11 protein-coding genes are annotated in these 26,675 nt (G+C 70.2%); 4 read left to right on the plus strand and 7 right to left on the minus strand.

Annotation, left to right across the window (positions count from 1 at the left end; all coding sequences use genetic code 11):
* Positions 1–110 precede the first annotated feature (110 nt).
* Genes asnB through FKV24_RS14075 form a run of 3 tightly spaced genes read left to right on the plus strand, consistent with a single transcriptional unit; the run spans position 111 to position 5,016 of the window.
* A complete protein-coding gene (gene asnB, locus FKV24_RS14065) occupies positions 111–2,006 on the plus strand; it encodes an asparagine synthase (glutamine-hydrolyzing) (protein WP_141482822.1) in 1,896 nt (631 codons plus the stop codon).
* Positions 1,991–3,361 carry an O-antigen ligase family protein gene (locus FKV24_RS14070; protein WP_111266800.1) on the plus strand — a complete coding sequence of 457 codons (1,371 nt, stop codon included), beginning with the start codon at positions 1,991–1,993 and terminating at the stop codon, positions 3,359–3,361. Before asnB ends, FKV24_RS14070 begins: the two co-directional genes overlap by 16 nt.
* Positions 3,358–5,016 carry a right-handed parallel beta-helix repeat-containing protein gene (locus tag FKV24_RS14075; RefSeq protein WP_141482823.1) on the plus strand — a complete coding sequence of 553 codons (1,659 nt, stop codon included), beginning with the start codon at positions 3,358–3,360 and terminating at the stop codon, positions 5,014–5,016. The genes FKV24_RS14070 and FKV24_RS14075 overlap by 4 nt, the downstream gene beginning before the upstream one ends.
* 9 nt (positions 5,017–5,025) lie before the next feature.
* Here the strand turns inward: FKV24_RS14075 and FKV24_RS14080 are convergent, their stop codons facing one another.
* Both FKV24_RS14080 and FKV24_RS14085 read right to left on the minus strand, forming a co-directional pair.
* Positions 5,026–5,811, minus strand: a complete 786-nt coding sequence (locus tag FKV24_RS14080) for a YdcF family protein (protein ID WP_111266802.1) — start codon at positions 5,809–5,811, stop codon at positions 5,026–5,028.
* Positions 5,812–5,845: 34 nt separating this feature from the next.
* Positions 5,846–7,321, minus strand: coding sequence for an oligosaccharide flippase family protein (locus tag FKV24_RS14085; RefSeq protein WP_111266803.1), 1,476 nt, complete (start codon positions 7,319–7,321; stop codon positions 5,846–5,848).
* A gap of 578 nt (positions 7,322–7,899) precedes the next feature.
* Here FKV24_RS14085 and FKV24_RS14090 point away from each other — a divergent pair.
* Positions 7,900–10,515: a choice-of-anchor Q domain-containing protein gene (locus FKV24_RS14090; protein ID WP_170288322.1), complete on the plus strand. Its 2,616-nt coding sequence runs from the start codon at positions 7,900–7,902 to the stop codon at positions 10,513–10,515.
* Positions 10,516–10,642: 127 nt separating this feature from the next.
* On the opposite strand, the gene FKV24_RS14095 is transcribed toward FKV24_RS14090, so the two are convergent.
* The 5 genes from FKV24_RS14095 to FKV24_RS14115 all read right to left on the minus strand — a co-directional run bounded on the left by FKV24_RS14095 (position 10,643) and on the right by FKV24_RS14115 (position 26,614).
* Complete coding sequence (locus FKV24_RS14095) at positions 10,643–12,382, minus strand: glucosamine inositolphosphorylceramide transferase family protein (RefSeq protein ID WP_141482825.1); 1,740 nt, start codon at positions 12,380–12,382, stop codon at positions 10,643–10,645.
* Entirely contained in the window at positions 12,379–13,188 is an 810-nt protein-coding gene (locus FKV24_RS14100; protein ID WP_141482826.1) for an alpha/beta fold hydrolase, read from the minus strand. Before FKV24_RS14100 ends, FKV24_RS14095 begins: the two co-directional genes overlap by 4 nt.
* 3 nt (positions 13,189–13,191) lie before the next feature.
* The gene (locus tag FKV24_RS14105; RefSeq protein WP_141482827.1) at positions 13,192–13,992 is read right to left on the minus strand and encodes an alpha/beta hydrolase family protein; all 801 of its coding nucleotides are present in this window, start codon (positions 13,990–13,992) and stop codon (positions 13,192–13,194) included.
* 230 nt (positions 13,993–14,222) lie between these two features.
* Positions 14,223–19,229, minus strand: coding sequence for a non-ribosomal peptide synthetase (locus FKV24_RS14110; protein WP_141482828.1), 5,007 nt, complete (start codon positions 19,227–19,229; stop codon positions 14,223–14,225).
* Positions 19,226–26,614, minus strand: coding sequence for a polyketide synthase (locus FKV24_RS14115; protein ID WP_141482829.1), 7,389 nt, complete (start codon positions 26,612–26,614; stop codon positions 19,226–19,228). The genes FKV24_RS14110 and FKV24_RS14115 overlap by 4 nt, the downstream gene beginning before the upstream one ends.
* Positions 26,615–26,675: the final 61 nt, after the last annotated feature.

Genomic DNA, 26,675 nt, shown 5'->3' on the forward strand with positions numbered 1-26,675 from the left:
TGATCCGCCAGGCCGGGGTCGACGCGGTGCTGCGCCGGCTGCGCAGCGTCTACGAGGGCCGGCAGGCGGACGCCCCCGTGCCCGGCGCCATCGAAAGGAGCCACTGAGCGATGTGCGGGATCGCCGGCATCGTCGCCGCCCAGGGGCGACCCGCGCCGTCGGCCGCACTCGGACGGCGGATGATCGATGTCATCCGCCATCGCGGTCCGGACGACAACGGCCTGCACTGCGACGGACAGGCGGTGCTGGGAATGAGCCGGTTGTCGATCATCGATGTCGCCGGCGGACACCAGCCCGCCTATGCCGCCCAGGACCGGGTCTGCATGGTGTTCAACGGCGAGATCTACAACTTCTGCGAGCTGCGCCGCGACTTCGAAAGGCAGGGCGCGCGCTTCCGTACCCGCGGCGAGGCCGAGGTGATCCTGCACGCCTACCTGCGCCACGGCGCCGACGCGATCGCGATGCTGGACGGCATGTTCGCCATCGCGATACGCGACCAGCGCAGCAACGAACTGCTGCTCGCCCGCGACCGTTTCGGCGAGAAGCCGCTCTACTACGCCCATGGCCCGTTCGGACTGCTGTTCGGTTCCGAGCTCAAGTCGCTGCTGCAGTCTCCCGACTGCCCGCGCGACATCGACCCCGACGCGCTGTCGGCCTACCTCGCCTACGGCTACGTGCCGTGCCCACTGAGCATCTTCGCCGGCGTCAGCAAACTGCCGCCCGGTCACCTGCTGCGCTACCGCAACGGCGGCGTCGAGCTGCGCCGCTACTGGCGTCCCAGCCTGGCCACGCGCACCGCCCTGGACGCGGGCGAGGCCGGCGAGAAGCTCGTCGAGCTGCTCGATCGCGCGGTCTCCAGCCGACTGGTCTCCGACGTGCCGTTCGGCGCCTTCCTCAGCGGCGGACTGGACTCCAGCACGGTGGTCGCACTGATGACCCGCCACCTGAGCCGACCGGTCAAGACCTTCAGCATCGGCTTCAAGGAAGCCGCCTTCAACGAACTGGCCGACGCGCGCCGGGTCGCGCGGCACCTGGGCACCGAGCACCATGAACTGGTGGTCGAACCCGACGCGGTCGCCCTGCTGGAACGCCTGGTCTGGCATTTCGACGAACCCTTCGCCGACTCCTCGGCGGTGCCGACGTTCCTGGTGTCGCAGCTGGCGCGGCAGCACGTGAAGATGGCCCTGACCGGCGATGGCGGCGACGAACTGTTCGGCGGTTACGACCGCTACCGCCGGCTGCTGGCGATGGAGCGGCTGGGACCGCTGCGCGCGCCGGCGGGTTCGGCGCTGCACCTGGCCGGCGCGATCCTGCCCGATCCGCTCGGCGGCCGTCTGCAACGGATCGGCGAGCGCCTGCGCCTGCCGTTCCGGCAACGTTACCTCAGCGCGGTGGCGCTGATGCGCGCCGATACCGCGGCCGCGCTCAACCCCGCTGCCGGCGGCCCGGAGCACTATCGGCTGCCCATGCTCGACGCGCCCGGCGCCGATCTGGGCGCCGGCGGCTCGGCGCTGGACCGCGCGGTCGCGATGGACCTGCAGAGCTACCTGCCCGACGACATCCTGGTGAAGCTCGACCGGATGGCGATGGCCAACTCGCTGGAAGGGCGCTCGCCGTTCCTGCATCCGGAACTGGCCGAGTTCGCGCTGTCCCTGCCCGAGTCGCTGCGGGTATCCGGCGCCGACACCAAGGTGCTGCTGCGACGGGTCGCGTCGCGATGGCTGCCGCCGCCGGCGATCTCGAAACCCAAGCAGGGCTTCGCGGTACCGCTGGCGGACTGGTTCCGCGGACCGCTGCTGCCATTGGTCGCCGATACCCTGGCCAGTCGCGCATTCCGCGAACGCGGGCTGTGCGACCCGAAGGCCGCCCGGGCCCTGCTGGACGACCATGTCGCTGGCCGGGCCAACCGCGATCAGGCGTTGTGGCAGGTGACCTGCCTCGAACTGTGGGCCAGGCGGTTCCTGGACACGACGGCGCAGGAGGAGCCCTCATGCTGCTGCGCCTGACCCTTGCCCTCGCGATCGTGTTGATGCCGAACCTGCTGTACCTGAAGTTCGGCGCGGCGATCCCGGGCCTGAACCCGGCCAACCTGTTGCTGCTGCTCCTGGTCGGCGCATTGCTGCTGTCGGACCGCCGCCAGGCGCCGATCGCCCCGGGCGTCATGACGCCGCCGCTGCTGTTGTGGGTCGGGGCCCTGACGATAGGCTTCGTCATATCGATCACGACCTCGCCGATGAGCTTCGTCGAGGACCTGACCTATCTGAAGAACCTGGTGTTCTTCCCGCTGCTGTATTTCGTCTACCGCCGTTGCGGCCTCGACCTGCGCTGGACCCGCCGGCTGATATACCTGTCGATGGCGGTCGCGGTGGTGGCCGGGCTGGACGCGGCGATCGATGCGGCCTCCTTCGACATCAACCAGTACTCCGACGCGCAGCGCAGCGCGGGACCCTTCGGCGGCGTGAACGCGTCCAACCGCGCCGGCGTGTTCTACGCGATGTTCCTGCCGCTGCCGCTGGCGGTCGTCCTGTTCGGCCGGGGCCGACCGTGGCTGAGACTGGCGGCGCTGCTGGGATGCGCGATCCTGGCGATCGCGATCATGGCGACGTTCTCCCGCCAGGCCTACCTGATCGCGATGGTGATCTTCGCCCTGTTGCTGCTGCGACGCAGCGTGCTGCTGGCGGCGATGCTGGCACTGGTCATGATTCCCTCGATCGCGCTGCTCCCGGACGCGGTCAACGAACGGATATCGGCGACCCAGCAGTACGACGCGGTCGGCGCGGTCCAGCTCGACAGCAGCACCGCCAGCCGCTTCGAGATCTGGTCGGGCGCGTGGAAGATGTGGCAGGACCACCCGGCCGGCGTGGGGATCAACCGCTTCCCGCACTACCTGGGCGACTACTCGCACACCTACGAGTCGCGCGATGCCCACAATGCCTTCGTGCTGATGCTCGCCGAGTGCGGCGTTCTGGGCGTGATCGCGATGCTCTGGCTGCTGTGGCGCCTGCTCAAGCTCGGCCTGACGCTGCGCGAGGTCGCGCTGCCGGACGACCACGAAACCCGCGCCCTCTACCTCGGCTTCCTGGGCGCCATCCTGGCCATGGCCCTGGGCAACGTCTACGGGACGCCCTTCTTCGACGGCCTGGTCATGGGCAACTTCTGGGCGCTGTGCGGTCTGGTCGAGCACTACGCCGCACTCAAGCTGGAAGCCGTGCAGGGGGCGCCCCCGGCGGAGGACGAGTTGCCGGAACGGCAGGCGATCGGCGCCTGCTTCCCGCTGTCGGCCCGAGCCATGCCAGGCCGCTACGCCTCCGACGGCCCCCCCGTCGAACCCCGGCTGCCGGGCCGGCGCGCGCCGCCATGAAACGCGCCCGCCTGCGCGCGACGCTGGCCGTGGCATGCCTGTGCTGCACATGCACGGCGGCAACGGCGGAAACCTTCCACGTCCGCGACGACGGCGGCGACGGCGACCAGTGCACCGGACTGGCGGACGCCCCCTACCCCGGCCACGGCCGCGCGCAGCCCTGTGCGTGGAGCCACCCGTTCATCGCCCTGCCGCCATCGGGTCCGGCGCGCATCCGCGGCGGCGACACCCTGCTGATCGGACCGGGCGCGTACCGCATCGGCCCCGGCGTTCCCGGCGCCGGCGCCTGCACCGGCGACGCGGCCCCCGCCTGCAGTCTGGGCCCTCCGCCCGATGGCCCCTCGCCGCAACGACCGACCCGGCTACTGGGCGCGCCTCCCGGCACCGCCTGCGACGCGCCTCCGCAGTTATGGGCCGGCACCGGCAACCGTGCGGTGATCCGACTGGACGGCAGCGACAACATCGAGATCGGCTGCCTTGAAATCACCGACCGCAGCGCCTGCATCGTCGGCTATCCGCGCCGCGGCGATGGCGCACTCGAGGACCTGCGCTGCGGCAGCCCCGACGAACCCGGCAACGACTGGGGCCGCGACGGCATTCTCGCCCGCGACGCCGGCAACGTGACCCTGCGCGATGTCGACATCCACGGCATGGCCGGCAACGGCATCCGCGCCGGGCGCCTGCGCGACTGGACCTTGCTGCGGGTGCGGCTGCATGCCAACGGCTGGGCCGGCTGGGACGGCAATGTCGGCGACGCCTCCAATCCCGAATCGGGCAACCGCGGCGGCATCCGCTTCCGCGACAGCGAGATCTCCTGGAACGGCTGCGCCGAGCGCCATCCCGACCGCGGCCTGACCGGCTGCTGGGCGCAGCAACAGGGCGGCTACGGCGACGGTCTGGGCACCGCGCGCAGCGGCGGCGACTGGCTGTTCGACAACGTGCGCGTGCACCACAACACCTCCGACGGCCTCGACCTGCTCTACCTGGACGGCAGCGGCAGTGTCACCCTGAGCCGGGTGCTGGCCTTCGCCAACGCCGGCAATCAGGTCAAGACCTCCGGACCGATGCGGATCGAGAATTCGATCCTGGACGGTTCCTGCGCCTATTTCGCCGACCTGCAGCGGGCATCGCCGACACGCGCGATCATGGCCGCCCGCGACCATTGCAGGGCGATGGGCAACACCCTGTCGGTCTCCTTCACCGGCGATTCGCAGGCGCTGATCCGCAACAACACGATCTCCGGCCAGGGCGACTGCCTGCTGGTGACCACCGGCGGCACATCCGGCGCGCGCGCGCAGGTCCGGAACAATCTGCTGGTCGGCGCGGCGCAGTGGCAGCCGGGTGATACCGCGGCGGGGGACACCACCTGCGCCCACTACGCCGTCGACGGCGACGCGACGGTGACGTTCGAGCGCAATCTGTTCTGGCGGGTGAAACCAGGACGCTGCCCGGACGGCAACCGCTGCGACCGCCCGCCGCATCTGCTCGATTCCGGCGACGAGGCGCGACGCTGGGCGCCGGCCGCGGGCAGTCCGCTGATAGACGGCGGAATCCGCCTGGAAGGCCTGGACCGCGACTACTTCGGCAGGTCCCGCGACGGCCGCCCGGACATCGGCGCGATCGAAGCGGGGACGGACCAGGCCGCCAGCGACTGAACGCCCCCCTCACTCCCCGTCGGAGCCGCGCCAGGCCCGCACGCGGTAGTGGGCCAGTCCGACCAGCTCATGCACCGCCGCTTCGGTCTTCTCCAGCGCACTGCTGCCCGGCACCAGCGACCCGGGCAGTCCGAACGGCAGTTGCCGGCGGTCGGTCGCCAGCGGGCACACCTGGAAGCCTGCGCGGGTCAATGCGAAGCGCGCCCGCGGCATATGCATCGCCGAGGTCACCAGCACCACCCGCGGCGGCAGCGCCGGCCGTTGGCGGCGCAGACCCTGGGCGTTCTCCCAGGTCGTGCTCGACCCCGCCTCCATCCTCAGCGCGGCGGTGTCGACGCCCAGGCGCTGTGCATAGGCGGCCATCAGCGACGCGGTCGCGACCGTGTCGCCGTCGGGCGTGGCGCCAAGCCCGGGCTGCGGTCCGCCCGACATCACCAGCACGCGACCGGGACCCGCGGACCACCAGGCGACACCGGCTTCGACACGGCGCCGACTGCTCAGGCTCAGTACCCGGAAGTCGCCGGCATCGACGGGCGTGTCGTCGATCGCGCCGGCCAGGACCACGGCGACGTCGACCTCACCGTCGCCGCAGCCTGCCCCGGAGACGGGTACCGGTTTCTCCAGCATCGCCACCAGCAGGTTGGCGACCATCGGCGTCATCGCCAGCACCGCCAACACCGCCGCCATCGCGCAGGCCCACGACAGCGCGCGGGCGCGCCGTCCCCGCGAACGCGCGCACAGGCAGACGCCGACCAGGGCCAGCAACAACCAGCTCAACGGCGACAGAATCCACATGCGGCGATCGCCCCCGGTATCGAAGGAGCCCGGGTCAGGCCAGACCCAGGGACTTGAACCTGAATACCGCCTCGCGCAGCTTCCTGTCCAGCGCCAGCACCGGCAACAGATAGAACAAGCCCCACGCCACGCCGCCGGCGATCACCTGCCTCAGCGGCGCGTCACCCAGCAGATCCCGCGCGAAGCCGGCCGCCGCGATGAACATGGCCGCCGCCCCCAGCGCGACCAGCAGGCGCCTGCGCTCCGGGAACTGCAGCAGCTCGCGCGGACAGAACACGCACCGCGAGGTCGCCAGCATCAGGTAGCTCGCGACGGTGGCATAGACCGAGCCCATCACCCCGAAACGCGGAATCCAGACCAGGTTGAGCAGGATGTTGACGGCGGTCGCCGCGAGGGTCAGCAGCATCACCGTCTTGGTCCGCTTCTTGAGCAGCAGCCCGTAGCCGCTGACATCGAGCATCGGCAACAGCGCGAACAGCGCCCCCAGCCACATGAACACCGGTCCGGACGCGCGCTTGCTCGGCCCGGTCATCACTTCCAGCACATCGGCGCCCACCACCCATATCGCCGCCCCCACGCCGATCGAAACGTAGGTGACCGGCAGCAGGACCCGCAGCTTCAGCGCCCTGACCTCATCCGCGCCCGAGGTGCCGTGCACACGATTGGCGACCGGGTTGAACGCGCCCCACAGCGGATCGCTCATGATCACCGACACCTGCATCGCCAGCGCGCTGCCGATCGTGTAGACGCCGACCGAGGCGTAGTCGCCGAGCATGCCCTTGAGCATGATCCGGTCGATCGAGACCAGCATCATGCCGACCATCTCGTTCACCACCAGCGGCAGGCTGTAGGCGAGCGACGCCCGGTACGCGGACACGTCCAGCGATCCGCGCGAGAACGACAGGTTGCGGAACACCCACCACGCGTAGCCCGCCGCCAGCAGCAGCGCGGCGGCGATCTTGCCGGCATAGACCGACATCGCGCTGCGCTGGATCCAGTAGACGAACGACAGGATCAGCACCAGTTCTACCCATCGCCACGAGACCCGGCTGGCATTGAGCAGCCCCGAGCGCTCGCTGACCCGCAGGGTCATCTCGACGTGGCTGATGAACACCAGCAGCGGCATCAGCACCAGCGCGCCCCAGAACACCGGCGACACCTTGACTCCGCCGAAGCCCACCACGCCCATCGCGACCAGGGCCAGTGCGCCCCACAACAGCAGGGACACCACCATCGGCACCAGCACCAGGTTGGTCGCGAAGTGCCGCAGCCGCGCCTCGTCGCCGCCGAACGGATACAGGCGCAGGATCGCGTGCTGTCCGCCGAGCTTGACCACGGCGATGGCCAGCATCAGCCAGGTATCGAAGTAGCCCAGTATTCCGTACTGGGTGTTGTCGAGCATGCGGGTGAGTGCCGGGAACGACACGAACCCGGCGGCCATGATCAGGACCGTCGCGCTGGAATAGCGCAGGTAGTGCCGGCCCAGGCTGACGTTCGCCTGCGCGCCCATCTAGCCCCCGCCGGCGCCCGGTGACACGCGGCCCGACCGGGGCGTCCGCTCGGGGGCGGTCCCCCTGCAACGTCGTCGCATTTCCATGGCCCTTGCGCTGGTGGTGACTGCGGCGCTCGAGGGCGCCATCGCTGACGGCGGGACCGCCTCCATGCCGCCACGGAGGCACCGCGCAAATCCGCGCAACGGCCCGCGCCACCCCTTCTAACGCGACCGGCATCACGGCGAGGACAACGGCGCCGTCGCGGATTCGGCCGAGCCCCCGGGCCGCGTCGAGACCTCACCTCGCCTGTTCATCCGGCCCTGTCGGAAGCGACGGCTTGCTGTTGTGTGAATCAAACCCCCGTCGCCCTAAGTCTATGACGCAGTTCCGTTTTTTGTCGCTGTTTGCGCGACGCAGTGCACAAAAGGCCCGCCGGTGCGCCCCTAGCATCGCTTCCGGCTTCGGGGAGGCCGCTTCTTCCACTTGCAGTCTCAGTGAATGGCGTCTTTGGCGTCGGAGTTTGTTGAAAAAAATGATCAGATCGAACCTGAGCCGACGCGCTCTCTGTTTTCTACTCGCACCGCTTGGCCTGGCCGTGATTGGCTCGGCGCAGGCGGCCACCACCTACTACGTACGGACCGACGGCGGTAACGCCACCCAGTGCAACGGCCGCGCCAACAGCCCCTACCCGGGCAGCGGCAGCAATCAGTCCTGTGCCTGGAAGCACCCCTACTACGCCCTGCCCAGCAGCGGGACCCCGCGCATCGCCGGCGGCGACACCCTGGTGATCGGCTCCGGCGAATACAAGATCGGCTACGGCGCCGAGGGCATGGCCGGCAACTGCGCGGCCGGCGACCGCAGCGCGTGCTCGCTGGGCAAGGTTCCCAGCGGCCCCAGCAGCAGCCAGAAGACCCGCATCCTCGGCAACAGCAAGTCGCCGCCGAAGCTGTGGGGCGCCGAGCGCAGCTGGAGCGTGATCAACCTCAACGGCAGCTCCAACGTCGAGCTGGGCTACCTGGAAATCACCGACAAGGACCAGTGCGTGTCCGCGCACAGCGTTTCCAGCGCGGCCTGCAATCGCAGCTCGACGCCGTACGGCAACTGGGCTTCGATCGGCATTTCCGCCAGCGACTCGGGCAACGTCCACATCCACGACGTCGACATCCACGGCATGGCCCTGCAGGGCGTGAACGCCGGCCGGATCAGCAACTGGACGCTGGAGCGGGTCAAGATCAACGCCAACGGCTGGGCCGGCTGGGACGGCAACGTCGGCTCCAACAGCTCCAACTCCGGCAGCATCATCTTCCGCGACGGCGAGATCGCCTGGAACGGTTGCGGCGAGAACCCGAGCACCGGCGCGCCGGTCAACTGCTGGGGCCAGAAGGCCGGCGGCTACGGCGACGGCCTGGGCACCTACCTGACCGGCGGCCAGTGGCTGTTCGAGGACATGTTCGTCCACCACAACACCTCCGACGGTCTCGACATGCTGTACATGGACGGCGCCGACGGCAGCTCGGTGACGATGCGTCGCGTGTACGCGGTCGACAACGCCGGCAACCAGCTCAAGGTCAAGGGCAACAGCACCATCGAGAACTCGGTCGTGGTCGGCAATTGCGCCTACTTCGCCGGCAAGTACTACATGCAGTCCGGCGACATGTGCCGCGCCTCCGGCAACGCGATCTCGGTGAGCCTGTCGTCCAATGACAAGGCCTACATCCGCCACAACACCATCACCGGTGAGGGCGACGGTCTGATCATGACCACCGAAGGCGATTCCAGCGCGACCACCACGATCCAGAACAACGTGCTGATCGGCGCCAACGACTACCTGGCCACGCTGGCCGGCAGTCCGCAGTTGGCGGTGGCCCATATCGTCTACAACAGCTCGGCCAGGTCGGTCTACGCCGGCAATCTGATCTGGAACGTCAAGAACAACCAGTGCCCGTCCGGCAGCATCTGCGGCCAGAACCCGAAGCTGACCAACCTGAGCCTGGACAACTTCGACGCGATGCCGCTGTCGGGCAGCCCCGCGGTCGATGCGGTATCGGTGCTCTCCGGCGTGACCACCGACTTCTACGAGGCCCCGCGCCCGTCGGGCAGCAAGTCGGACATCGGCGCGGTCGAGGTCCAGGCCGGCGGCAGCACGCCCGACCCGACGCCGACCTGCACCCGTGCCAAGCCGACGGTCTCGTTGACCGGTCCGACCGACGCCATCGCGGTCGGCCTGAGCGTCAACTACACCCTCAAGGTCACCAACAAGGACAGCTCGGGCTGCGGCAACACCAGCTTCGCGCTGGCGCGCTCGGTGCCCAGCGGCTGGACCGGCACGCTCTCGGCCAGCAACGTGACCCTGGCCCCGGGCGCCAGTTCCACCACCACCCTCAGCGTGGCCGCCGGCAACGGCACCAGTGCCGGCGCCTACAACATCGGCGCGGCCACCAGCAGCGCGGTGGGCAGCACCCATACGGCCAGCGCCAGCGCGGTCTTCAACGTCAAGGAGGTCAACACCTCCAGCGGCCAGGTGACCCAGGCCCTGGGCACCGACAAGAGTGCCTACATCGGTGGCGAGACCGTCTACATGAGCGCCCTGGTCAAGATGGACGGAGAGCCCGTGGCCGGCAGCATGGTCCGCTTCACCGCGGTCAAGCCCAACGGCATCGAGATCGTGATGAGCGCGACCACCGACGCCCAGGGCTATGCCCGCGCCAGCTTCGTCAGCGGCACCGGCCCCAGCTCGATCGGCAGCTACGGCCTCAATGCGGTCGCCAGCGTCGGCGACAAGACGGTGACCTCGACCGCCAGCTTCACCGTCAACGACGGCAGCGGCGCGACCGAGCCGGTCGAGCCCGATCCGGTCGAGCCCGAGCCGACCGATCCGCCGGTGGTCGTGGTGCCGCCCGAAGGTGAAGGCCTGGTCCAGGAGATCGAAGTCAACAAGGGCCTGTACGGCCTTGGCGACGATGTCCGCATCTCCGGCCGCGTGCTCGACGACGGCGAGGCGGTGACCGGCGCCCGCGTCGACCTGCGTGTCTACCGCCCCAATGGCAGCATCCAGAAGCTGCGCGCCTACACCGACGCGGACGGCCGCTTCGAGGCCATCCATTCGATCGGCTACAACAAGAAGGAAGCGGGCGACTACACCGTCAGTTCGACGGTCAGCGCCAACGGCGACGACGCTACTGCCACGGCGAGCTTCACCGTGGCCCGCTAGACCCGGCCACAGGCCGGCTCCCCACCCCGCGCCCGGGGCGGGCGCCGGCGCGGTCCGGAACCTGGCATTCGGATCGGGCGAGGCAACTCGCCCGATCTTTTTTGTCCGCGCGACACCGCGCTTTGGATCACCCGCCCGCGGCCGCTCCTGCCGACGCGCCCAGCCCACCGGCGCCGGCCGCCGGCTCCGCGCGATGCGTGCCGCCGTAGGCGAAGCCGCGCACGTCGATGGTTTCCATGCATCCCGAGCGGCTGTAGGTGTGGCATCCGTCGCGGGCACCCGCGGTCGCGGCATCGAGCCTGCCGAGCCTCCGCTCGCGATAGCGCTCCGGCCCCAGCTCCAGGATCTCGTGAAACACGACGGCGGCGCCGTAGGCTTCGACACAGTCCTGCGACGGTCGCACCAGGCGTCCGCGGTCGACGAACAGACGCCCGGCCATGCGCGCGCGGCCGGCATCGTCGACGATCGGATTGGCGGGATGCGGCCGATACGGCCCGGTCAACGCCTCGGCGACGAACAGGAACAGACTGTCGCAGGAACTGGCGCCGCCCTCGGCAACATTGGCGAACAGGTACCAGTGCCCGTCGTGGAAGTGCAGCACCGGATCGACCACCGGCCAGCCGCGCAGCAGCTCCGAGTACGGTTGCCAGTCCAGCGCGGTGGCGCCGCGCCGGTACAGGGTGACGCGGCGATCCTGGCCGGACTCCACGGTCATGAACCGCTCCCCCCGCCAATCGAACAATTGCGGGAACGAGAGATGGAACGGCCGCCGCAGGGCGACACCGATCCGCTCGGCCGTGCCGCCGGCATCGATGCGCAGACAGGCGATCACCCCTGCGTTGACGTCGTCCGGACACTCCTCGACATACACCAACTCGTCCTCCGGGCCGCCGATCACGCATGGGTCGGCCCAGTACCAGCCGTCCGGCGCCGCCAGTTCGATGCAGCCGGCCGCGTCCGGGTGCGCCGGGTCCAGCGACCGGGTCTGTCGACGCACCAGCACCGACCAACGGCCCTGACGACGGCGCACCCGCTGCCAGCGCTCGTGCATCCGCACGCCGATCGCGGCGAGAAAGGCCCGGCCCACCGCCAGCGGTGCGGTCGTGGGGGCCAACGGCGCCAGCCTCAGGCGGCGGACGCCGCGGTCGCCACCGCAGGAGGACGTCCGCTCGCGCGCGTGTGCCAGCAATGCCCTGAGCATCAGCGACGGCAGTTTGTCGCAGGCCCGCTTCAATTGACCGTCCAGCGCCGCGCGGCAGGTCGCCATCCGGCCACCTGACAAGCGTCGCCAGCCGTCTTTCCGCGACTGCAGTTGCAGCGCCACCGACGTCGCCGCGCCCGGCTGCAGCATCGGCGGCAGCAGGCTCGAGAGCAGGTCGAGCTCGCGACGCAGGGAAGGCTCCAGGCACCAGCATCCGCCGGTCGCGGTGGCGGCGGCGTCCTCGATCCATTCGCCGTCCACCGCCGCGACGACCAGTTCCGGCCGCAGCGCCGCAAGTCCGGCCAGCACCTCGTCGCGGCTGCTTCCGGACTCGCCCGGAAGCGTTCGCCCGTCCTGCGAAAGCGGCTCCAGGAAACGCTCGCGACTGCGCGCGCGACGCCGTTCGAGCGCCAGCGCCAGGCGCAGCGCGGTCCTGCCGGGGACGCCGGCGGATGCGCGGGCGTCGTGGACGAGAAACACCCGCACGTCGAGCCAGGGCGTATCGCCGGCAAGCCGCAGGAAGCCGTTGATCCAACCGGGGACCTTGGCCCCGGCCAGCAGGACCACGCGCAACGGTCGCGACGGCGACGGGTACAGCGGCGATGCCGCCCCCCGCGGCAGGCTCGTGCCGTCGCCCTGGCCCGGCAGTCTCGCCACGCCGTTCATGCCGCCGCCTCCATCGCCTCCTCGCCCACCAGCCAGGTCTCGACCGTGTCGAGCAGACGATCGCGGTGCCGGCGCGCGTAGAAGGTGTGATCGCAATCGGGCCAGTAATGCATCGATACGCGTGGATCGCGGGTGCCGGCGCCGAGGCTCCAGCGGAACTGGCGCGGGTGCAGGAAGCGGTCGGTGTAGCCGCCGGTGAAGATCCACAGCGACCGCACCCCGCGTTCGACAAAACCCGAGAACTGGTGCCGGGCCTCGCTCTGCGAAGGCCACTCGCGGTACATGCTGCTGTCGCCTCCGGCCCGTCCCCCCTGAGGCAACCGATGCATCAGCCGCGCGGCGACCCCCGGCCAGGCGCGCGGTCCGCGGCGCAACACGTCGCCGGCGCGCGCGAGGTGGAACCACGGTCCGGTGAAGCTGACGCCGTCGATCATGATCAACCCGGCGACGCGGGTGTCGTCGCATGCCGCCGCCCACGCCGCGTCGGCGGCACTGCACACGCCACCGACGACGAACCTCCGCTGCCCGGTTTCCCGGCTCAGCGCCTCGATCGCCTCGACCGCCGCCTCGCGCACCCCGCAGCCCTTCAGGCGTGGCGTTTCGCCGACCCCGGGCGACTCGTAGCGGAATGTCCGCATGCCGTGGCGTGCGAGCCGGTGCGCCAGCTCCACATGCAGACGGAACGGGCCCGCGCGCGGAATCAGCCCTGCACTGGGCAGGACCAGTATGGGGGCGTCCGATCGCGCGCTGCCGGTCAGCACGCCGGACAGCCGCGACTGCGGTCCGAATCTCAGGATCGTATCCATCCCCTAGCTCCCCCCACTGCCGTCGGCACGGGCCGCGGCCCCGCTCCAGGCCAGCATCGCCTGGCCGAGCGCGTCGACGATCGCGCGCACGCCCGGCGACAGGAACAACGCCGACTCCATCCGTGTGCCGCCGCCGAATTCGGGCGCGTCGGCGTCCAGCGCCAGGCCGAACTCCGGATCCAGCTCCAGCGCCCGCATGTGCGGACGGGTCACCGCCCAGAACGCGACATGCTCGCGCGCCTCGGGAGGCGGCATTCCGAATTCCGCCAGGTCTTCGCGCAACTTCCGCGATGCCGCGACTCCCATCAACTGGAGGTCGTCACCGGCATCGTCATCGGAATCGCGCTGGCGACCGGTGCGGATCGACGAATAGCGTCCAGGCGAACGCCGCTCGGCCGCATCCTCGCGCTCCAGTTCCTGCAACCAGTTGAGCCCATCGAGAATGGGCTCCCACAACACCACCAGGTCGGGGCGCGCGCCCGCCGCGATCCACGACATCACCGGCAGCGCGCCGCCGCGGAAGGCGATCACGATCAGGCGATCGCGGGAGTCCGCGTGGATGCGCTCGCGCAAACTCGCCTCGGCCACCCGCAGATCGCGTCGCATGGAATCGAAGTCGGTGTCCTCGCCCAACCCCATCGAATCGCCCATGCCATAGAAGTCGAACTGCATCGCCGGGAACCCCAGCGAGGCAAGGTGGCTGGCCATCTCGGTCAACAGTCGCCGGCTGCGTGGCAGCTCGTGGAACAGCGGCGCCACCAGCAGGATCGCGCTCGCCTGACGGCGGCCCTCCGGGAGGTGCATCGCCGTGTAGATCCGGCGGCCGGGATCGCCGCTCCATCCCGCATCCCAACGCGATGCGGCGTCAGCGGCGCCGCGCGGCGCGGTCCGTGCGTCGTTGGCATCGCCATGCCCGGCCGGGGGCATGTCCGCGGGTTGGATCGCATGCGCATCCACTTGACTGACCTCTCCAGCTGTTCCGGTTCCTTCCCTCGCCGATCGCCGCATTTCGCAACCCGTCCAGGCGCCGACGGCTAGGCCGACGCGCCACCGAACAGTCGCTTCAGCCGCGCGCCGAATCCGATCCTGTTGCCGCTGCCCGGGGCTTCGGGCAGGTCGACGGCGATTTCCGAAAGTCCCTGCGACGCCAGGCGCACCAGCTTGATCTGCAAGCCGGTCTCGCGTGCGACGCGCTCCGCCATCTGCATGCCCTGCATCGAGTTGCCGCCCAGATCGAAGAAGTTGTCGTCGGGTCCCGCCGGGACTCCGAGCAACTCCTCCCAGATCGCCGCCAGGTACCGTTCCTTTGTGTCCAGGTTCATCGCCTCGCCTCCAGCCCGGACGGGTTGCGGATCGACCGGGGTGTCCGAACCCGCCGGGCCGCCGGTCGCCGGCGCCGGGGGCGCAGCCGCGGCGGCACCGATCATCAGCGGCGCGCCGTCGTCGAAGCGCGTCAGCTCGCTCAGCGCCTGCCTGGGATCGCGCGCGATCTCATCGAGCGTCGTCATGAAACGGCGATGGATCCGTTCCGCGGTCGCGGTCTCGTAGAGTTCGGCGTTGTAGACCAGGCCGCCGATCAGGCCCTGCGCGTTCTCCACGAACCACAGGCCGATGTCCTCGGTCGCGCCCGGCTGCAGCACCGGCACCCGCGAATGACTGAGCGGTCCCCACATCACCGGCCGGCCGCGCGCATCCTGGAACGAGAACAGCGACTGGTACATCGCGCTGCCACCGGCGTCGCCGCGCAGGCTCAAGGCATCGGCCAGATCCTCCAGGCGCACATCGGGGTTGGCGAAGCTGTCGAGCACCTCGGACTTGACCCGCGCCACCGCATCGGCGAACGAGCCTTCCGGGTCGATCGCGATGTGCAACGGCAGCAGGGTCGTGAAGTAGCCCATCAGGTGCTCGAGCTCGGCCGCGTTGCGACCGCGCACCGGAGTACCGACGACCTGATCGTAACAGCCGCTCATTCTCGCCAGGGTCACGCAATAGGCCGTCAGCAGCACCATGGACAAGGTCGCATCGATCTCCAGCCCGGCCCGGTGCAGGCGACCGGTCAGCTCGCCGGGCACGCTGGTGGTGATGCTGCGCCCCGCGCCCGACATGCCGCGCCGGCGCGGATGGTCGGTCGGCAACGCCCGGGGCGCGTGCCCACCGTTCGAGTACGCGGAAATCCGCTCGCGCCAGAACGCCAGCTGCCGCGCGTACTCCTCGCCAGCGACCCACTGGCGATGCCAGGCGGCGAAGTCGCCATAGCCGACGGCAAGCTCCGGAAGCGCCGGTTCGCGCCCCTGACAGCGTGCCGCGTAGAGTTCGGACAGTTCGGCGTAGAGCACGTCGAACGACCAGCCGTCCCAGATCAGATGGTGCGGCATGAAGAACAGCACATGCTCGTCCTCGCGCAACCGGAACAGGTGCGCGACGAACAACGGCGCACGGTCGAGGCGGGCGAACGGCACCCGGATCAACTCGTCGATCCTGCGTCGCAGGGTCGCCTCGCGCTCGTCCGGCGGCAACGCCGACAGGTCCTCGACCTCGCCGATCACCGGGCCGATGTCGTCGTGGACGATCTGGACCTCCTCGCCGTCGACGACAGCGACGCCGGTGCGCAGCACGGTCTGCCGCTGCGCCAGCGCCTGCAATGCATCCTCCAGCGCGGCCACGTCCATCGGTCCGGTCAGCCGGTGGGCGGACGGTGTGTTGTAGGTGACCTGGCCGGGGTTGAACCGCTCCAGCCGGAACAGGCGCTCCTGCATCAGCGACAGCGGCGCCCGGCGGCGATCTGGCCGTCGCGGCACCGCCGTCTGAGCCGGCGCGCCACCCCGCCCCTCTCCGCCGTCCAGCAGTGCGGCCAGACCGGCCACGGTCGGCGCGTCGAACAGGGTCCGCATCGACAGATTGACGCCCAGCTGCTTGTTGATCCGCGCGGTCAGCTGCGCGGCCAACAGGGAGTGCCCGCCAAGCGAGAAGAAGTCGTCGTCGACACCGATCCCCGGCAGGGCGAGCACCTGCTCCATCAGCTTGGCCACCGCGCGCTCGGTCTCGGTGCGCGGCGCCACCCGGTCCGGCGCACGGCGCGCCTCCAACGATGGCGCCGGCAGCGCCTTGCGATCGACCTTGCCGTTCGGCGACAACGGGATCGCCGACAGGAACACCACGTGTTGCGGCACCATGTAGCCAGGCAGCGCCCGGCGCAGGTGGTCGAGCAATCCGTCTTCGTCGACCTTGCCGGCGACTCGCGGCACCACGTAGGCGACCAGGCGGACATCGCCCGGCTGGTCCTCGCGGGCGATCGCCGCGCAATGGGCGACGTCCGGGTGGCTGGACAGGTTGGCCTCGATCTCGCCCAGCTCGATCCGGTAGCCGCGCACCTTGACCTGGAAGTCGAGCCGGCCCAGGTGTTCTAGGGTGCCGTCATTGCACCAGCGGCCGCGGTCGCCGGTGCGGTAGATGCGGGCGCCTTCGACGTCGGAATGCGGATCGGGCAGGAACCGCTCGCGGGTCAGCTCGGGGCGGTTCAGATAGCCCAGGGTCACGCCCTCGCCGCCGATATGGATCTCACCGGGCACGCCGATCGGACACGGTTGCGCATGTTCGTCGAGCACCCAGACCGAGGTATTGGCGATCGGGCGTCCGATGCTGATGCCGCGCTCGGGATGATCCAGGCGGGCGCAGGTCGACCACACCGTGGTCTCGGTCGGGCCGTACATGTTCCACAGGCTCCCGCAGCGTCCGCGCAGCTGCACGGCGAGTTCCTGCGGCACGCTCTCGCCGCCGATCAACGCCTTGAAGCCGGGGCCGCCGCTCCAGCCCGACTCCAGCAGCAGCCGCCACCCCGACGGCGTCGCCTGCATCACGGTCGCGCCGCTGACCTCGAGCAGCCTTCGCAACTTGCCGCTGTCGCGCACCTCCTCGCCGGCCATCACCAGGCTCGCTCCGGTGACCAGGGGCAGGAACAGTTCCGGCACCGACATGTCGAACGACGTGGTGGTCACCGCCAACAGGCGATCGTCCGCCTCCAGGCCCGGCTCGCGGCTCATGCTCGAAAGCAGGTTCACCAGCGAACGGTGCGGCACCATCACGCCCTTGGGCTTGCCGGTCGAGCCGGAGGTGTAGATCACATAGGCGGCGGATTCCGGCCCGATGCCGACCGCGTCGGCCGCCAGCGGATCGGTGCGGCTCCAGTCCGGTGCGCCGGCGCCGGCCTCCAGGTCGAGCCGTTGCGCGTCCGCAAGACCCAGCGCCTGCGCGGCGCCCTCGCGCTCGATCACGCAGGCCAGGCCGGCATCCTCGACCATGAACCTGAGCCGTTCGCAGGGGTAGTCCGGATCCAGCGGGACGTAGGCGGCACCGGCCTTGAGCACGCCCAGCACCGCGGTATAGAGCTCGGGACCGCGGCGCATGCAGATGCCGACCCGGTCGCCGACGCCCAGCCCGCGGTCGCGCAGCGCGTGGGCGAGCGCATTCGAGCGCCGGTCCAGCTCGCCATAGCTGATGGTCCGGGCGGCGCCGTCCGGCGCGTCCAGGTGCCCGTAGGCGATCGCGACGCGATCGGGCGAGGCCGCGGCGATGTCGGCGAACCGCGCATGCACGAGGCGCTCCGGCGCGTAGGCGGTCGGCGCCGGTTGCAGCGAAGCCAGTGCCGCCAGCTGCCCGGCATCGAGCCAGGCCAACCGGTCCCAGGCGCAGGAAGGATCGGCGACCGCGCTGCGCAACAGCTCGGCATAGGCGTCCATCCAGCGGCGGATCGTCGCCGCATCGTAAAGATCGGTGTTGTACTGGCACTCCAGCCGGATGCCGGCGGCGGTCGGTACCGCATTGACGAACAGCTCGAAGTTCTCGTAGCTGCGCGCGTTGGCGCTGAACTCGCAGCTCAGGCCGTCGACTCCGAAGCCATCGTCGTCGACCTTCTGATCGAGGTTGAACAGCACGCTGACCAGCGGCAGGCGGCTCGGATCGCGCGGTATCGCCAGCTTCCTCAGCAGCGTACCGAAGGTGTAGCGCTGGTGTTCGAACGCATCCAGCAGCGACGACGCGGTCTTGCCCAGCACCGACACGAAGTCCTCGCCGTGCGCCACGTCGGTGCGCAACGGCAGGATGTTGACGCAGTGTCCGACCAGCGCGTCGTGGCCGCCACTGGCCTGTCCAGCGGCAGCGATCCCGATCACCAGGTCGGTCTGCCCGCTGAGCCGCCTCAGCACCGAGGCGAAGCCACCCAGCAGGGTCGAGAACAGGCTCGCACCGTTGCGGGCGCCGAGCTTGCGTACCGCCGCGACCAGTTCGGCGTCGAGGACGACATCCTCGCGGGCGGCGTTGAAGGTGCGATGACGCGGCCGCGGACGGTCCAGCGGCAGGTCGAGGGTCGGCAACGGATCGGACAGCAACTCCAGCCAGTAGTGCTCGTCCTGCCGGGCCTGCTCGGATTGCGCCCAGGCGGCCTGCTCGGCGGCATAGTCGGCGAAGGACCGGGCCGGGGCGGCAGCGCCTTCGCCACCGGTCGCGTGCCGCCGGTAGCCGGCGGCGATGTCGCGCGCGATCACGCCGAACGACCAACCGTCGCAGACGATGTGATGCGCGGTCAGGACCAGCAGGTGATCCTGCGCAGCGAGCGTGAAGAGGTCGGCGCGGAACAACGGCCCCTGTTCGAGATCGAAGGGGGTCTCGACGGCGTTGCGCAGATAGTCGGCCACCTCGCGGTCGCGCGTCGCCGCGTCCATCCCGGCCAGGTCATGCACGCCGACGTCGATATCCGCCCGCTCGGCGATGTAGAGCTCGTCGCCATCGGCGCCCACCGTCGCCCGCAACGATTCGTGGCGCGCGCCGAGGTCGGCGACCGCCCGGCGCAACGCGTCCACATCCAGAGCCCCGCGCAGGCGCAGCGACACCGACTCGTTGTAGGCCAGCGAACCCTCGCGCCCCAACTTGTCCGCCAGCCACACCTCGCGCTGCGGTTCGGTGATCGGCACCACCCGTTCGAGCGCAGCCTGGGCGAACGGATCGTAGTCGATGGTTTCGAAGTTCGCCGATTCCTGGCTGTTCATGCGCTCACCTTCAAGAACTTGCCCGGCGTGCCGGGGTCGGGCACGAACCAGGCCGGCTTCCCATCCGGGTCGCGGCCCAGCCGCGCGCCCGGTACGGGTGGATTGTTGGCGTCGAAGGCAGGCTCCGTCTCACGGTGTCGCGGAATGAACTCCGCCTCCTGCAGTTCAAGGACGGACTCCCTGAAGGCGTCCACGACATGGGCGAAGTCGGCCTCCGAGTGCGCCGTCGTGAAGAAACACGGAAAGTTGTCGAGAATGTGGACACCGCGGCTGCGCATCATCGCGAACAGCAGGTCCTGCAGCGGGTGGTCCTCGGTGAAGGCGACCTTCCAGAACGAGGTGTAGTGCTTGACCGAGATCGGTGCCCCGACCTCCTCGCAGAAGGCGTTCATTTCCTCCGCCATCGCCGTGGTGCGGGCGTTGAGCAACTGCTGCAGCGAGGGCCCGGCATCGCGCACATGCTCGAGCACGGCCTTGGCCGCGGCCAGGGCCAGCGGATGGCGGACGAAGGTGCCGGCGAAATAGGTCACCCCCACGGTCGGGATCGAGTCGTCGCCGAACTGCCAGTAGCCGCCGTCGAGCGCGTCCATGTATTCGCGCTTGCCGGCGATCACGCCGATCGGGAAGCCGCCGCCGACCACCTTGCCGTAGCTGACCAGGTCGGCATCGATGCCGAACAGTTCCTGCGCGCCACGGGCGTGCGCACGGAACCCGGTCACCACCTCGTCGAAGATCAGCAGCGAACCCGCCTGCGCGGTGACCTCGCGCAGTTCCTTGAGGAACTCGCCTGGCTGGAAGTCGGGACGACGGCTCTGCACCGGTTCGACCAGCACCGCGGCGATGTCGTCGGCGCGCTCGCGGATGATGTCCAGGGTTTCGGGGGTGCCGTAGTCGAGCACGAGCACGTTCTCGGCGGTGTTGCGCAGGATGCCCGGCGCCGCCGGTATCGACTTGAGCTTCCTGGTGCCGCGGACGATGACCTCGTCGAAGATGCCGTGGTAGGAGCCGGTGAAGATCACCAGGGTGTTGCGACCGGTCACGGTGCGGGCGATGCGGATGGTGCCCATCACCGCCTCCGAACCGGTGTTGCACAACGCCGCGCGGGCCGAGCCGGTGACCTCGCAGACCAGCTTGGCGACCTCGCCGGCGAGCGGGTGCTGCGGGCCGATCTCGTAGCCGAGATCGAGCTGCTGGCGGACCGCGTCGAGCACGAAGTCGGGCTGCCAGCCGAACAGGTTCATGCCGAAACCATTGAGCACATCGACGTATTCGTTGCCGTCCAGGTCCCACACCCGCGCGCCCTGCGAACGGCAGACCACGATCTGGTAGGTGATTTCCTTCAGCAACGGCCGGAAACCGTTGACCACCCGCGGGTCGGCCAGGTGCGAGCGATGCGCCTGGGTGTATTCCTTGGAGCGCTGGGTGCGCGCGGTATAGCGGCGGATGAAGGCGTCCAGGCGGGCCCGTTGCCGGCCGGTCAACTCGTCGGCGGAACTGTGGATCCGGGCGATCGCCCCGAAGGCCTTCTTCACGTCGTAGCGGGTATGCGAGAGCGCGGTCTCCTCGTCCGCGGCGTCCGCAGGCGCCGGTGGCGCCGTAGTGTCCGCTGCCGGTGCGGCCTCGACCGGCGCGGCCGCCTCTACTGCCGCCGTTGGCGCCTGTCCGCCCAGCAATGCCAACTGCTGGGTCATCAACTGCATCTGTTGGGCGATCACCTCGCGGACGAATCCGCCGCCCGCCGGTGCGCCCACATCCGGCATCGGCGCGGGCGCTGCCGGCATTGGAGGCATCGCCACGGCCGCCGCGGGTGGCGCCGGGATCGCGGTGTCGGAGGACTCGGCCGGCACCGCCGGCTCGGCTTCGGGCGGAAGTTCGGCATCCAGCATCGAAGCCAGGCTCGCCAGGCTCGAACACTCGCCCATCAGTTGGCGGAACGCGACCTGCACCGAGAAGGTCTTCTGCAGCTGCAGCGCGATCTGGGTCAGCATCAGGCTGTCGAGGCCCAGCTCCATGAAGTTGTCGTCGGGGTCGGCGTCGGACAGGTCGAAGCCGGCGACATCCTCGATCAGTTCGCTCAGGCGGGCACGCAACCGCAATGCGCGCGGCACGGCGGAAGCCGCAGCGGCGGCCGGCGCAGTCGGGGAACGGGGGGCGGAAGGACTGGGCACTTGGGTCTCCGTGGCCGCGCTCGCGGCGGTGGGGGGCGTCTGGGCCGGGCTCTCGACCGCGTCATGCGCGGATGCCCGGCCGGCATCGGACGAAGGTGTTCCGGCAACCGCCGCCTCGATCCAGAAACGTCGGCGCTGGAACGGATAGGTCGGCAGGCGCAGCCGGGCCCGCCGCTGACGGCGGTCGAAGCCGGCGGCATCGATGTCCACACCCGCCGCCCATAGCTGGCCGGCGGCGCGGCGCAGGCTGTGCAGCTCGGCACCGGGGCTGTCGGCAAGGCTTTCCAGCGCGCGTCCGCCGCGTTCGCGGATCGCCGGATGCTGCCGCGCCAGCCCGCTCAGGGTCCGGCGCGGGCCCACCTCCAGCAGCACCTGCGCCGGATTCATGGTGGCGACCGCCTCCAGCGCCGCGGCGAACCGCACCGGCTGGCGCAGATGGCGCGACCAGTAGCGCGCCGAGGTCGCTTCCGCGTCGCCGAGCAGCTCCGCGGAGACCGTGGAAACGATCGGCAGCGACGGAGGCGACAGCGGCACCGACGCCACTTCCGCCTCGAACGGCGCGACCACCGGATCCATCATCGCCGAGTGGAACGCATGCGATGTGCGCAGCTCGCGGCAGACCACGCCGTCGCCCTCGAGTGCCTGCGCGAAGCCGCGGATCGAATCGCCGGGACCGGCGACCACGCAGGTGCCCGGCGCGTTCTCGGCGGCGACCTGCAGGTCGTCGGGCATACGCGTGCGGACATCCTGCGCGGACATCCTGATCGACAGCATGCCGCCGGCGGGCTGCGCCTGCATCAGCGCCCCGCGCCGCGCGACCAGACGCAGCGCGTCCTCCAGCGCGAACACCCCGGCCAGGGTCGCGGCGACGAATTCGCCGACGCTGTGCCCGAGCATCGCGACCGGGCGCAGCCCCTGCGCCATCCACACCCGCGCCAGCGCGTATTCGATCGCGAAGGTCGCCGGCTGCATGATCGCGGTCGGCAGCAGGGCATCGGCCTCGTCCGAGAACAACCGGGTGCGCAGATCGAAGCCCAGCGGCTCCGACAACACCTCGGCGCATTGGTCGATGGCCTTGCGAAACTCCGGCTCGGCGTCATACAGGCCGCGGCCCATGCCCGGATAGGTGGCCCCCTGCCCCGGAAACATGAACACCACCCCGGACTCGCGTACCGGTTTGCCGCGCGAGATCGCCGACTCCAGCTCCCGGCCGCGCAGCTGGGCGATGGCGTCGCCGACGTCGGTGCAGGTCAGCGCGACCCGATGCGCGAACACCTTGCGGCCGCGGGCCAGGGTCCAGGCCACGTCGGCGAGATTGACGTCCGGCGCGGCCTCGAGGAACCCGGCCAGGCGGACGCAGGCGGCCTGCAGGGCGTCGCCGCCGCGTGCCGAAAGCACGATCGTCTGCGGCCCCTCGGCGGGATCCGAGCACGGCATCGGCGGTGCCTGCTCCAGAACGACATGGGCATTGGTGCCGCCGACACCGAACGAGCTGACCCCGGCGCGCAACGGCCCGCCATCGCCCTGCCACGGATGCAGCGCATCGTTGACCACGAACGGCGAGCCGGCGAACGCGATATCGGGGTTGGCGCGCTGGTAGTGCAGGCTGGCCGGTATCTTGCGTTCGCTCAGCGACAACGCGGTCTTGATGACGCTCGCCGCGCCGGCGGCGATGACCATGTGGCCGACATTGCTCTTCAGCGACCCGACCCGGCAGAAACCGACATCGTCGGTGCTGCGCCGGAATGCCCGGGTCAGGCCCTCGATCTCGATCGGATCGCCGAGCGGTGTGGCGGTTCCGTGCGCCTCGACGTAGCCGATGCTGCGGGCGTCGACGCCGGCATCGTCGTGCGCCATCGCGATCACCGCAGCCTGGCCTTCGCTGCTGGGCGCGGTGAAGCTCGCCTTGTGCCCGCCGTCGTTGTTGACGCCGATGCCGGTCACCACCGCATAGACCCGGTTGCCGTCCGCGCGCGCCGCCGACAGCCGCTTCAGCAGCACCGCCGCGACGCCGTCGCTGAACACCGTACCGCGGGCGTCGGCGTCGAAGGTGCGGGTGTGGCCGTCCGGGGACAGCATCGCGCCTTCCTGGTACAGATACCCGCTGTTCGGCGGACAGGTCACCGAGGCGCCGCCGGCCAGCGCCATCTCGCACTGCCCCGAGCGGATCGCCTGCACCGCCTGGCAGATCGCCACCAGCGAGGTCGAACAGGCGGTATGCACGCTGACCGCGGGACCGGTCAGGTTGAGCTTGTTGGCGGTACGCGTGGCGATGTAGTCCTTCTCGTTTCCGAGCATCACCTGGAACGCGCCGATGGTTCCGATCAGGTCCTTGCGCGGCGACACGTGACGCTGGAAGTAGCTGCCGTTGTACATCCCCGCAAACACACCGACCGGGCCGCCGGCATCGTCGGGGACGTGCCCCGCCCGCTCCATGCACTCCCAGCAGGTCTCCAGGAAGAGGCGCTGCTGGGGATCCATCAGCTCCGCCTCCCTGGGACCGATGCCGAAGAAGGCGGCATCGAAACGGTCGACGCCCTCGATCACGCCTCGCGCCGGTACGTAACCGGGATCTTCGCGTTCCTCGCGCGGAATCGACGGATCGAGCTGGGACGGATCGAACGATGTGATGGTGTCGCGCCCCTCGCACAGGTTGTCCCAGAACGCCTCCACGTCGGCGGCGCCGGGGAAGCGCCCGGCCATCGCGACGATGGCGATCGGATCGTCGTCATCGGGACGGGACCGGCGCGCGGCGCGTGCTTCCGGGGCGGAGGCCGACGCCGTCCGCATGCAGCGCCGGTCCAGGGCGGCGGCCAAGCGTTGCGGTGTCGGTTGGCGGAACAGGTCGATCGTGGTGATCGCGGCCAGCTCGGCGGGCGCTGCGGCGGACAGCGCTTCGACCAGGCGCACCGCCAACAACGAGCTGCCGCCCAGCTCGAAGAAATTGTCATGGCGACCGACGCCGTCGATGCCCAGCACCGTGCCGAACGCATCGCAGATCGCGGTCTCGATCGTGCCCAGCGGCGGTTCGTAGGCATTGGCCAGGTCCGGGCGGCTGGCATCGGGTTCCGGCAACCGGCGGCGGTCGAGCTTGCCGTTGGGCGTCAGCGGCCAGGTGTCGAGGGCGATGAAGCGCGCCGGCAGCATGAACTCCGGCAGGGTCCGCGACAGGAAGCACCTCAGCTCGGGCGCCGGCACCGGCGCCGCGACGGGCTGGAGATAGGCGATCAGACGCTTTTCCGTCGCCCCGTCGCCGCGCGCTTCGACCGCGCAGGCGCGCACGCCCGGATGCTTCGCCAGCGCCGCCTCGATTTCGCCCAGCTCGATCCGGTAGCCGCGTATCTTGACCTGGGTATCGGCGCGTCCGACGAACTCGATCGCGCCGTCGGGACGTGCACGGACCAGGTCGCCGGTCCTGTAGAGCCGCGCCGGCGAAGCCGCGAACGGATCCGCGACGAAGCGCTCGGCGGTAAGCGATTCGCGATTCAGATAGCCGTTCGCCAGGCCCGCTCCACCGATGTACAACTCACCGACCACTCCGACCGGCAGCGGCCGCCGCTGCCGGCTCAGCACCCGGAGGCAGGTGCCGGCGATGGGCCTGCCGATGGGAATCGATGCCGCATCCGCGTCCAGCCCGGGCTCGATCGCGTGGGTGCAGGCGAAGGTGGTGCACTCGGTCGGCCCGTAACCGTTGCGCAAACGGGTGCCGGGCGCGGCCGCGAGCATCCGCCGCACGTGCGGCACCGACAGCGCTTCGCCACCGGTGAACAGTTCCTCCAGGCCGGCCAGGTGACGCGGATCGTCGTCGACCACGGTGTTGAACAGCGCCGCGGTCAGCCAGGCGGTAGTGACCGCATGACGCTCGATCGCATCGGCCAGACCGCTGGCGGTGGGCATCCGCTCGTCGTGGACGACCACGCACCCACCGTTGAGCAGCGGTCCCCAGATCTCCAGGGTCGAAGCGTCGAAGCCCAGTGGCGCCGCATGCAGCATCCGGGTGCTGGGGCCCAGGCCGATGTAGTCGACGTCGCAGACCAGGCGCAGGATCGCGCCATCGGGAATCTCCACGCCCTTCGGCGTTCCGGTGGAACCGGACGTGTACATGACGTAGGCCAGCGACTCACGCACGCGCTGGTCGTCCGGCCCGGCAGCGGGCGTCGCAACAGGCGCCTCAAGCGGGACGGCGGCACCCTCCGCGGGCGGATCGGAGGCTTCGCAGACCACGCGCGGCAGGTCCTGGGCGATGCTCCCGCCGTCGCCGTCCGCGTCGACGACGACGGCGCTGGCAGCGGCATCCTCCAGCATGAAGGCCAGCCGTTCCGACGGATAGGCATCGTCGAGCGGCAGGTAGGCCGCGCCGGACTTGAGTATGCCGAGCACGGCGACGATCGCATCGATCGAACGCCGCATCGCGATCGCCACCACCGCGCCCGGGGCGACGCCGGCGTCACCAAGGCGCGCGGCAAGCGCATTCGCGCGTGCGTCGAGTTGGCCGTAGCTCAGGGCCGCAGTCCTGTCGACGACGGCGGTCGCATCGGGATGGCGCGCGACCATCGCCATGAAGGCCGACACCACCGACCGATGGCCGCCGGCCGCCGGGTCGGCGCCGGCCCCCAACGGCGTCGCCCAGTGACATTCCTCGGCCGTTGCGACATCGATGGCCTCGACACGAGGCTCGCGAAGCAAGGCGTCCAGCACCCGCGTCACCGCGACCGCCATCGTCTCGACGGCCGTCGAGCTCAGCGGGGCCTGGAATCCGACCTCCAGCACCGCAAGCGCATCCCCGGACAGGCCCCAGAGCGATGCGGCAGCCGCCGCGCTGCGATCGCAATCGCGTGTCGCCACCGCCCAGATGCAGTCGCGCATCTGCGCCGGCGCCATCGGTTGCAATTGCGAGGCGACCCGTCGACGCCAGGCATCGGGATCGTCTTCGCCCACGATCTCGACGTCGCCCTGGTGACCGCCGTCGCGATCGAACCGCGTCGCCAGGATCCGGTCGGCGCCGGTCAACCGGGACTCGGACAGTGCCAGCGCGGCGGCGAGCAGATCGGCACGGCCGGCGGCGTCGATCGACTCCAGCGCGGCGCGCAGCGTGTCGGCCAGCGGCACCTCGATCCGCTGCCGTTGCGATGACGCGGATCCCGCCCGACCGGGCAACACCTCGAGCAGCGTCGACGCCTCCGGCGAAGCGCCGACAGGCGCAGTGGGTTCATTCATGGCGGCCGAAACCTCTCCCCGGTGCGCCGGTCATGCACACGGCGCACGGGACCGTCACCGG

The organism is Marilutibacter maris, from assembly GCF_006546735.2.
Taxonomy (GTDB): Bacteria; Pseudomonadota; Gammaproteobacteria; order Xanthomonadales; family Xanthomonadaceae; genus Marilutibacter; species Marilutibacter maris.

Coding starts and splice junctions, on each gene's coding strand:
- asnB (WP_141482822.1), top strand. CDS start 111: ATGTGCGGGATCGCCGGCATCGTCGCCGCCCAGGGGCGACCCGCGCCG.
- FKV24_RS14070 (WP_111266800.1), top strand. CDS start 1,991: ATGCTGCTGCGCCTGACCCTTGCCCTCGCGATCGTGTTGATGCCGAAC.
- FKV24_RS14075 (WP_141482823.1), top strand. CDS start 3,358: ATGAAACGCGCCCGCCTGCGCGCGACGCTGGCCGTGGCATGCCTGTGC.
- FKV24_RS14080 (WP_111266802.1), bottom strand. CDS start 5,811: ATGTGGATTCTGTCGCCGTTGAGCTGGTTGTTGCTGGCCCTGGTCGGC.
- FKV24_RS14085 (WP_111266803.1), bottom strand. CDS start 7,321: ATGGGCGCGCAGGCGAACGTCAGCCTGGGCCGGCACTACCTGCGCTAT.
- FKV24_RS14095 (WP_141482825.1), bottom strand. CDS start 12,382: ATGAACGGCGTGGCGAGACTGCCGGGCCAGGGCGACGGCACGAGCCTG.
- FKV24_RS14100 (WP_141482826.1), bottom strand. CDS start 13,188: ATGGATACGATCCTGAGATTCGGACCGCAGTCGCGGCTGTCCGGCGTG.
- FKV24_RS14105 (WP_141482827.1), bottom strand. CDS start 13,992: ATGCACCTCCCGGAGGGCCGCCGTCAGGCGAGCGCGATCCTGCTGGTG.
- FKV24_RS14110 (WP_141482828.1), bottom strand. CDS start 19,229: ATGAACAGCCAGGAATCGGCGAACTTCGAAACCATCGACTACGATCCG.
- FKV24_RS14115 (WP_141482829.1), bottom strand. CDS start 26,614: ATGAATGAACCCACTGCGCCTGTCGGCGCTTCGCCGGAGGCGTCGACG.